Genomic DNA, 9,080 nt, shown 5'->3' with positions numbered 1-9,080 from the left:
TGATCATCCCCCAAAAATTAGGACAGTAAGTTAAGTTCAAAAATAACCTTAATTTTACTGTATTATGACACGAAGAAAATTTACCTCAAAGTTTAAAACGAAAGTAGTTCTTGAAGCCTTGAAAGAGCGTCAAACGGTCAAGGAACTAGCACAAAAATTTGAGATTACTCCACAACAGATCAATACCTGGAAACGCAATTTCCTAAATGAGGCCGATACTGTTTTTTCAAAAGGGGAAAAATCAAAAAAATCAGAAGAAGAGGAAAAGAAAGACCAACTTCTTAAGGTGATTGGGGAGCTTAAAGTGGAGAATGATTTTTTAAAAAACGCCTTGCGATAAAACCTTTAGAAGAGCGTCGAACAATGATATGCAAGGGTCATTCCAAGCTCAGCCTCCAGCAGCAATGCAAGCTATTGCACATCCACCGCAGTGGAATCTATTATAGACCTCGTGGAGAAAGTAAACTTAATTTAGAACTGATGCGCCTGATGGATGAACATTATACCCATCATCCTTTTAAAGGTGCCAGGAGAATGCATACCTGGCTTACCCTGGATAAAGGGTATAAAGTCAATAAAAAGCGTATTGAACGTCTCTATTCCCGGATTATGGGACTCAGAGCTATTATGCCCGGGAAACATACCTCCAGGCGAAACAAAGAACATAAGGTGTATCCTTATTTATTGCGGAATCTTACAGTAGACCGTCCCAATCAGGTCTGGGCGATCGATATTACTTACATTCCTATGCGAAAAGGTTTTATGTATCTGGTAGCCATCATAGACCTGCATAGTCGCTATGTTCTTAACTGGTCTGTGTCCAATTCAATGGATGCCCAGTGGTGTAAAGAAACTTTAGAAGAAGCTATTGAAATCCATGGGACTCCTGAGATCATTAATACCGATCAGGGAAGCCAGTTTACTTCAGAGATCTTTACCCACAGGGTACTATCTAAAAATATTAAACTCAGTATGGATGGAAAAGGAAGAGCTATCGATAATGTATTTATAGAAAGGCTTTGGAGAAGTGTGAAGTACGAAAGTATTTATTTAAATCCTCCAGAATCTGGAGTAGATCTGTACCAACAACTCAATACCTATTTTAAATTTTACAACCACCAAAGAAGGCACCAGGGAATAGAAAATGAAATACCTTATAACCGATATTTAAACCAAAAAAGAAAGGCTGCTTGATAAATGAAAAATAGAACTTAATTTAGCAGCAAAGCTGTCCTAACAAATGGGGGTACTTTACTGTTTATGGGAAGTTGGAGCTTGTCCCGCAAGAACTTGTAGATGCTGTTGCCTACTCGTTTTGCAGCTTTCTTACTCCTGAGGTAAATACTGAAATCATCGGCATATCTTACATAACAATGTCCACGTTTTTCCAGTTCTTTATCCAGCTCGTTTAGCAGGATATTGGAAAGCAGCGGACTTAAGGGAGAACCTTGCGGAACTCCTTTTCTGCGTTTATGTAGTTTACCGTCAATCAGTATTGGCGCTCTAAGACATGAGCGCAACAGCTTCATCGTTGGCTTGCACTTCACCTTTTTATAAATCAACTCCAAAAGAACATAGTGTTCCACTTCATCAAAGAAACTCTTTAAGTCGATATCCACTATGTACTGATAACCGGAGTTAATATTTTCAAGGCTTTGTGCAACAGCCCCGTGGGCGTTGCGCTTTGGTCTGAACCCATAACTATGCTTCTGAAAGCTTGGCTCAAATACAGGTTGCAAAACTTGTTGCAGTGCTTGTTGAAATACCCTGTCCACAACGGTGGGAATACCGAGTAATCGCTTTTTCCCATTGCTTTTTGGTATTTCAACACCCAGTATTGGAGATACCTGATAGGACTCCCTTTCTATCTGATCGGTGTATTGCTTGCCGTGAGTTTGCAGAATGGATTTTAGTTCTATTACTTCAACTGCATCTACTCCTGCTGCTCCTTTATTGCGGTACACCTGCCGATAGGCAGCGTTTAGGTTCTTTTTACTTGTTAATTGTTTAATCATAAATCATTACAATCGATTCGCTGTCCCGCTTAATCAAGGGCTACTATCTTACTGGAACACTATCCGCAAGCGTAAGATTGCTCCCTCGTTTATTGAGAACCATTATCGTTCAGTCCTTCACCAACCTATCAGGCGGCTGGCTACTACGACCTCGGCTGACTTCTCCATATAGTTACACGTAACTTTAGAGACCTCCCCAGGTAAGAACATCTTCTTTCCCCTGATTCCTGCCGGATCTACTACTTCGGTATTCATTTCAAAAGAAATGTTTAGGACATCACAATGATGTGCTTGCTCATCCAACCTTGTAGCCTCATATCCGGTTCCTGTTCGTCAGTTCCGGTTCCTGTTCGTCAGTACCAGGCTTTGTAGTCCTGCTTCCTTCGCTTCCTGTCTCGCGACAGACAAGCTTGCAGCTTACTAATGGTTCAAGGCGTCACCCCTGCCCATAAGGGACTTGCACCCTCTAGATTAATATCATATCTTCGATATGATAAAGATGCCCATGCTGGGCACACACATCGGCTAAAGAAAATAGCTTCTGTTTAGCTAAAATTCTATATTTTAGAAGTCTATATTAAACCTGGTTAAACCGACAAGTTAGCTCTTCCCTACTCGCTACTTCCTTTAACCAAAACCGTTAGCCACAAGCTTCACAAAAAACGTGTGATTAATTAAAAATAAACACGTGCAATAAAATTCTTTGTATATTTGTATCTATACTCATAAAATCACAACGATGAACACAAAGCTGACCTTAACAATCGAACAGGAAATAATTAAAAAGGCAAAAGAATATGCGAAAGATAAAAACCGCAGCTTGTCCGACATTATTGAAAATTATTTGAAAATCTTGACCAAGGAAGAAAAGATGAAAAAAGATAAAAAACTTAATCCAGTTGTAAAATCGCTAAAAGGCTCCTTTAAGATGCCTAAAAAAGATATGGATTATAAAAAAGAACTAAGGAACAGATTAGAAGAAAAATACTCATAATGGATAAAGTTCTTATTGACACAGATGTGATCCTGGATTTCTTTTTTGATCGTGAACCCTTTGCAGAATTTGCAACAGAAATTCTCAATTTATGCGAAGAAAACACCATAAAAGGATTCACAACTCCAGTTATAATTTGTAATGTATATTATTTACTAAGAAAATCGGCCAAGCACGAAATCATCATTGAGAAAATAAAGCAACTTTTAAATATAATCGAGATCATAAAAATGGATAAAGAAGCCGTTTTTGGAGCTTTAAATTCAAATTTCAAAGATTTTGAAGATGCTCTGCAAAACTTCTCAGCCATTGAAAATGGAGAAATAAAAATAATTTTAACTCGAAATATAAAAGATTTTAAAAAGAGTGAAATCGCCGTTTTAACCCCTGAAATGTATTTAAAAGGAAAAGCCAGTGGCTAACATCGGTTAAAGAAAATAGCTTGAGTTTAGCCTAAATTCTATATTTTAGAAGTCTAAATTAAACCTGGTTAAGCCGACAAGTTAGCTCTTCCCTACACGCTACTTCCCTTAACCGTAACCGTTGCCAACAAGCTGAAATAAAATTAAAGATGGATTTAAAACTTTGATTTATATAAATGGAAAAATATATCAGTGTAGAAAAAGAGTACAAAGAAAAAATTAATGAAATATGGAATAATAACGATTTTTCAGAAATCGCTATCATAAAAAGAGGTTATGTTATTCACGATAAAATTTTAGAAAATTCTATTTTATTTATAGGAATTAACCCTTCATATATCAAAACATCACAACCCGGACGTAATTTTATAAATTTGGATCAAGAAGGAAGAAAAAGTGAAAATGAAAAACCTTATTCCTATTTCTTAAAATTTGCTAAAATTACTGAAAAAATAAATTCTACATCTGAAAATAGGAAAGTAAAATGGTCTCATCTAGATTTACTTTTTTACCGAGAAACTAACCAAAAAGGACTATACACTATTGGAAAACAGAAAAATGGAGACAATTTTATTCAAAAACAATTAAACATAACAAAAGAGGTTATCATAAAATCCAAACCAAAAATAATTGTAGTTTCAAATGCTAAAGCAAGAGATTTACTTAAAAATGAGAAGTATAAATTAGGGTTTAAATTTAAATTCAATGAATTATTAGGTACAGAAATAATGTCGCACACTTCTTTACCGAGTAAAATTCCAGTATTTTTCACAAGTATGTTAAGTGGTCAAAGAGCTTTAGATAATGGCTCCTATGAAAGATTAATTTGGCATATTAATTTTGTACTTAATAAAATAGAAAAAAGCCAGTTGGCAACAACGGTTCATCGCCAATAGCCGGCACCGTTAGAAAGAAAATAATTAACTTGACCAACAAACTAATACTAAACCGACAAGTCCGCATCCCTACTCCCGCTACTTGTGTTAACCGTATTCCAAGGTTAAATCAAAGCTTTTTCTACTATTTCTCAGGCAGCAAATTTGTGTAGTTCCACATATGGGGTTCCCCTTTTAACCACCGCAAATACCCTGGATAAAAGCTTATTGCGTACATTGTTTAGTGCAATCATTTTTAGTTTACCTTCTTCTCGCTTTTTCTTATAATAATGTCTCAATTCACTATCGTACTGTATGGCTGTACAGGCCGCCATGCTTAGCAGGCTCTTCATTTGACGATCTCCCATTGGGTGGTATTTCCGTTTTTTGTGAATACTACTTCCCGAACTATGGCCAAAGGGAGCCGTCCCACAATAACTGGAGAATTGTCGCCAACTATCAAAACGTTTAAAATTATTGGTATGGTAGAGCAACTGGGCGCCTACAACCAAACCTATACCCTTTAAGGAAGTGATCAACTTATAATTTTGCGATAATGCTTCAGAAGTCTTGATAAGTGTTTTTAACTGCTTCTCTATTTTATTTATTTGAGATGTTAGATGAGTAATAGAACTAACAAGTGTCTTGCAACAGGTATCGGTAGAACTACTGCTTAGTAATTTCTTTAACTCTGACAGTGTGCTTTTCAATCCCGTACGATTACGTACCAACTGATCACGCAAAGCAAGCAATCTGCCCACCTCTAATAGTTCATTATCTTTCAGCTCACTTGGAGAAAGTTCCTCTCGGTGAAGCCAACCATACCGGGCTATCATTATCGCATCTACCACATCGTTCTTCTCTCTGATCACTCCGGAAGAACGTTTGATTACCACGGGATTTTCCTGCACATATACTTGTTTCTTTGAGGCTAGATACAATGCTAACTTCAAGGAATAATGGCCGGTATTCTCAAAGCAGAAAAATACTCTTTGTCCCTTAATCTTAGCCCATTTAAGCAAAGCTTTATAACCCGCTACGTCATTACTAAACTCCCGGTGGGAACCACGATTGTGACCAAAGGCATCTAACTTGTTTTTTGAAACATCAATTCCGATTACTTCTTGGTAATTTTTCATATTTTTAAAAAATTATTATTTGAAGGGCGCATTAACTAACTCCTTTAACGGGTCCATAAAAGACCTGGTATTCCAAATGGTTCTTGCTACCCGTATGAAGAATGGAGGACTATTACGGATATTGGACCTGTAATCTAGAGACCGTTTTAGTTCTCCTCCTTCTTCATCTCAAAGGTATATTTATTAATAAGCGAAGTAAAGGAGACCGTTGTAGCCAATATTAAAACCAAATACTGCCATAAAAATGGAATACTTATATTCAGAAGAAGAATTTGAAAATCTTAATGGAACTGCCTTACAGCAAAAGGTACAAGAGGTAAAACAAAGGTTTGATTACAGAAGAAGTTATTTTCACACATTAAGAAATAATGTTTCCGATATAGACCAATGGACTGACCTTAATAATAAAATTCTAGATTTTGACCGAAATAAATTGCAGCCATGGAATCAACAATGGAATAATATTTATAGATCGAATGACAAGCAGGCCATAAAAAATTACTTTAAACAAGGATCTAAATTTTTTCAAGAATATGAAGAAAATGTTGGAAATATAAAACCTCAGTATTTGAGTACTGACGAAATTGAAGCCTTAAAAGAAAACGTTTTGAACCGTATCGATGAAGATATGGTAACGATTAAAAATGAGATAACAGAACAAGTAAATAAAGGAATTCAAGATTTACTTGACTTAAAGTCGGAGATGGGGTTGCAAAAGAATTTCGCAGAAAACTTAAAAATAGTAAGGACTAATTCAAATTCCACAAAATATATTTTTTTAGGAGGTTTTATATTATCTCTTGTTTTAATTGGTGTCTTCTTAGTATATAGCTACAATTTAGATTTTATTCAAAATTTAGAACCATATGAAAAAATTCTTATTCGATTAGGAACTGTTTCAACACTTGGTATCCTCTCATATGTGCTTTTCCAACAATTTAGATTACACCAAATTTTACATTTAAAGTATACTCATTTAGACAACTTTTTGGGAGGTGGTGCAACTTATATTAGTCAGCTCGTTAGTCAAGATGGAGAGTTAAAAAGATCAACTAATAAGCGATTAACGGAAATGTTTATGGAAATAGAAGATACAATGGGAACAGCGAAACAAATAGAGCATCCTAATGATAAATACGCTAAAACAATAAACTCAACTTTAGAAACTGTACTAAATAAGGTCAATGATTTGGCGTCTACAGTAAGAGACATTAAAAACCCTAACACTTAATACTGGCTACAACACCGCTTCATCGCAAATATGCGGTATTCGAACAAAATCGATAACTTAAACCTCCAAACAACAAAACCATAAGCCGACAACTCCGTGTGCTAAATTCCGCACACTTGCGATAAGCGAAACCGTTACCAACAATATTGACCCGTCCTGAATAAAGGCTACATAATTCTAAATAGTTATGTATAAAAATGACAAAGTAATCAGACGGTATTCAGAATCTTTCAAATTGAAAATTTTAAACGAACTTACCTCAGGGAAACTAAACAAATATCAACTTGGGAAACTCTACGGTATTGCTCCTTCGACCATTAATGAATGGATCAAAAAATACAACCGGAAAGACCTTATGAATACCAGGGTTACAGTGAATACAAAAGATGAAATAACACGGATCAAGCAACTTCAAAAAGAGATTGAACAACTCAAAAAGCTGCTGCTTAAAAAAGACATGGATCAATTAGTCGATGATGCATATTTAGAAGTAGCTGCCCAAAAACTAGGCTATAAAAGCGTCCTGGAACTTAAAAAAAAACTAAATATCAAGCCTTAATTATAGCTAAGGAAAAAACCAAGGGATTTGCCTCGTTAACCCAGGTATGTGACTGTTTTGACCTAAAACGTGATGCATATTATAAGTACAAATGCAGAGCTGATAAACGAAAAAAAGTCGAACAAAATATAGTTGCTATCGTTAAGAAACGACGCAAATCCCTACCTAGAGAAGGTGTTCGAAAGCTTATGAAGTCATTAAGCCAGGACTTCGAAAAACAACAATTAAAAGTTGGTAGAGATACATTATTCAATGTACTGAGAGAACATAAAATGCTGACCTTAAGAAAGAAGCACAGTGCCAGAACAACCAATTCGTATCATCGATTTTATAAGTACAATAATATTATTAAAGATCTAAAAGTAAACAGGCCTAATCAAGTGTGGGTATCAGATATTACATATATCAGAACCGTAAAAGGGTTTTGTTACCTGGCACTCATTACAGATATGCATTCAAGAAAAATTGTAGGTTATGACCTTTGTGATAGCCTGGAGCTTAAAGGATGCGTGAGAGCCCTTAAAAAGGCGATTTACCAAGCTAAAGACATCAGGGGACTCATACATCATTCAGACAGAGGAATACAATACTTAAAGTACCCCCATTTGTTAGGACAGCTTTGCTGCTAAATTAAGTTCTATTTTTCATTTATCAAGCAGCCTTTCTTTTTTGGTTTAAATATCGGTTATAAGGTATTTCATTTTCTATTCCCTGGTGCCTTCTTTGGTGGTTGTAAAATTTAAAATAGGTATTGAGTTGTTGGTACAGATCTACTCCAGATTCTGGAGGATTTAAATAAATACTTTCGTACTTCACACTTCTCCAAAGCCTTTCTATAAATACATTATCGATAGCTCTTCCTTTTCCATCCATACTGAGTTTAATATTTTTAGATAGTACCCTGTGGGTAAAGATCTCTGAAGTAAACTGGCTTCCCTGATCGGTATTAATGATCTCAGGAGTCCCATGGATTTCAATAGCTTCTTCTAAAGTTTCTTTACACCACTGGGCATCCATTGAATTGGACACAGACCAGTTAAGAACATAGCGACTATGCAGGTCTATGATGGCTACCAGATACATAAAACCTTTTCGCATAGGAATGTAAGTAATATCGATCGCCCAGACCTGATTGGGACGGTCTACTGTAAGATTCCGCAATAAATAAGGATACACCTTATGTTCTTTGTTTCGCCTGGAGGTATGTTTCCCGGGCATAATAGCTCTGAGTCCCATAATCCGGGAATAGAGACGTTCAATACGCTTTTTATTGACTTTATACCCTTTATCCAGGGTAAGCCAGGTATGCATTCTCCTGGCACCTTTAAAAGGATGATGGGTATAATGTTCATCCATCAGGCGCATCAGTTCTAAATTAAGTTTACTTTCTCCACGAGGTCTATAATAGATTCCACTGCGGTGGATGTGCAATAGCTTGCATTGCTGCTGGAGGCTGAGCTTGGAATGACCCTTGCATATCATTGTTCGACGCTCTTCTAAAGGTTTTATCGCAAGGCGTTTTTTAAAAAATCATTCTCCACTTTAAGCTCCCCAATCACCTTAAGAAGTTGGTCTTTCTTTTCCTCTTCTTCTGATTTTTTTGATTTTTCCCCTTTTGAAAAAACAGTATCGGCCTCATTTAGGAAATTGCGTTTCCAGGTATTGATCTGTTGTGGAGTAATCTCAAATTTTTGTGCTAGTTCCTTGACCGTTTGACGCTCTTTCAAGGCTTCAAGAACTACTTTCGTTTTAAACTTTGAGGTAAATTTTCTTCGTGTCATAATACAGTAAAATTAAGGTTATTTTTGAACTTAACTTACTGTCCTAATTTTTGGGGGATGATCA

Annotated in this window: 12 protein-coding genes; 8 read left to right on the top strand and 4 right to left on the bottom strand. The window is 36.0% G+C overall.

Features of this window, described 5'->3' with window-relative positions; genetic code table 11:
- The first annotated feature begins 64 nt into the window (after window positions 1-64).
- Together I6U49_RS16540 and I6U49_RS16535 are read left to right on the top strand one after the other, a co-directional pair.
- Window positions 65-340 carry a transposase gene (locus tag I6U49_RS16540; RefSeq protein WP_198627104.1) on the top strand — a complete coding sequence of 92 codons (276 nt, stop codon included), beginning with the start codon at window positions 65-67 and terminating at the stop codon, window positions 338-340.
- The gene (locus tag I6U49_RS16535; protein WP_317191834.1) at window positions 337-1,194 is read left to right on the top strand and encodes an IS3 family transposase; all 858 of its coding nucleotides are present in this window, start codon (window positions 337-339) and stop codon (window positions 1,192-1,194) included. The genes I6U49_RS16540 and I6U49_RS16535 overlap by 4 nt, the downstream gene beginning before the upstream one ends.
- Window positions 1,195-1,211: 17 nt before the next feature.
- On the opposite strand, the gene ltrA is transcribed toward I6U49_RS16535, so the two are convergent.
- Window positions 1,212-2,015, bottom strand: coding sequence for a group II intron reverse transcriptase/maturase (ltrA, locus tag I6U49_RS16530; protein ID WP_232804751.1), 804 nt, complete (start codon window positions 2,013-2,015; stop codon window positions 1,212-1,214).
- 739 nt (window positions 2,016-2,754) lie between these two features.
- Here ltrA and I6U49_RS16525 point away from each other — a divergent pair.
- The 3 genes from I6U49_RS16525 (at window position 2,755) to I6U49_RS16515 (ending at window position 4,327) form a co-directional block, all read left to right on the top strand.
- Window positions 2,755-3,009, top strand: a complete 255-nt coding sequence (locus tag I6U49_RS16525) for a DUF6364 family protein (RefSeq protein ID WP_198629660.1) — start codon at window positions 2,755-2,757, stop codon at window positions 3,007-3,009.
- Window positions 3,009-3,431, top strand: a complete 423-nt coding sequence (locus I6U49_RS16520) for a type II toxin-antitoxin system VapC family toxin (protein WP_198629659.1) — start codon at window positions 3,009-3,011, stop codon at window positions 3,429-3,431. The genes I6U49_RS16525 and I6U49_RS16520 overlap by 1 nt, the downstream gene beginning before the upstream one ends.
- Before the next feature lie 176 nt (window positions 3,432-3,607).
- Complete coding sequence (locus tag I6U49_RS16515; RefSeq protein WP_198629658.1) at window positions 3,608-4,327, top strand: hypothetical protein; 720 nt, start codon at window positions 3,608-3,610, stop codon at window positions 4,325-4,327.
- A gap of 131 nt (window positions 4,328-4,458) precedes the next feature.
- Here the strand turns inward: I6U49_RS16515 and I6U49_RS16510 are convergent, their stop codons facing one another.
- Complete coding sequence (locus I6U49_RS16510) at window positions 4,459-5,445, bottom strand: IS110 family RNA-guided transposase (RefSeq protein WP_198629657.1); 987 nt, start codon at window positions 5,443-5,445, stop codon at window positions 4,459-4,461.
- A gap of 244 nt (window positions 5,446-5,689) precedes the next feature.
- Here I6U49_RS16510 and I6U49_RS16505 point away from each other — a divergent pair, with 244 nt between their 5' ends.
- The 3 genes from I6U49_RS16505 (at window position 5,690) to I6U49_RS16495 (ending at window position 7,864) form a co-directional block, all read left to right on the top strand.
- On the top strand, window positions 5,690-6,676 hold the full coding sequence (locus I6U49_RS16505) for a hypothetical protein (RefSeq protein ID WP_198629656.1): 987 nt from the start codon (window positions 5,690-5,692) through the stop codon (window positions 6,674-6,676).
- A 187-nt stretch (window positions 6,677-6,863) separates the two neighbouring features.
- Window positions 6,864-7,235: a transposase gene (locus tag I6U49_RS16500; RefSeq protein ID WP_198629655.1), complete on the top strand. Its 372-nt coding sequence runs from the start codon at window positions 6,864-6,866 to the stop codon at window positions 7,233-7,235.
- 188 nt (window positions 7,236-7,423) lie between these two features.
- Complete coding sequence (locus I6U49_RS16495) at window positions 7,424-7,864, top strand: DDE-type integrase/transposase/recombinase (protein WP_198629654.1); 441 nt, start codon at window positions 7,424-7,426, stop codon at window positions 7,862-7,864.
- A 22-nt stretch (window positions 7,865-7,886) separates the two neighbouring features.
- On the opposite strand, the gene I6U49_RS16490 is transcribed toward I6U49_RS16495, so the two are convergent.
- Together I6U49_RS16490 and I6U49_RS16485 are read right to left on the bottom strand one after the other, a co-directional pair.
- Window positions 7,887-8,744 carry an IS3 family transposase gene (locus I6U49_RS16490; RefSeq protein ID WP_317191834.1) on the bottom strand — a complete coding sequence of 286 codons (858 nt, stop codon included), beginning with the start codon at window positions 8,742-8,744 and terminating at the stop codon, window positions 7,887-7,889.
- The gene (locus I6U49_RS16485; protein WP_198627104.1) at window positions 8,741-9,016 is read right to left on the bottom strand and encodes a transposase; all 276 of its coding nucleotides are present in this window, start codon (window positions 9,014-9,016) and stop codon (window positions 8,741-8,743) included. The genes I6U49_RS16490 and I6U49_RS16485 overlap by 4 nt, the downstream gene beginning before the upstream one ends.
- Between the last annotated feature and the right edge of the window lie 64 nt (window positions 9,017-9,080).

The sequence above is a fragment of the Salegentibacter maritimus genome, from assembly GCF_016236915.1.
GTDB classification, from domain to species: Bacteria; Bacteroidota; Bacteroidia; order Flavobacteriales; family Flavobacteriaceae; genus Salegentibacter; species Salegentibacter maritimus.
This window is presented reverse-complemented; position numbering and strand designations above follow the sequence as displayed.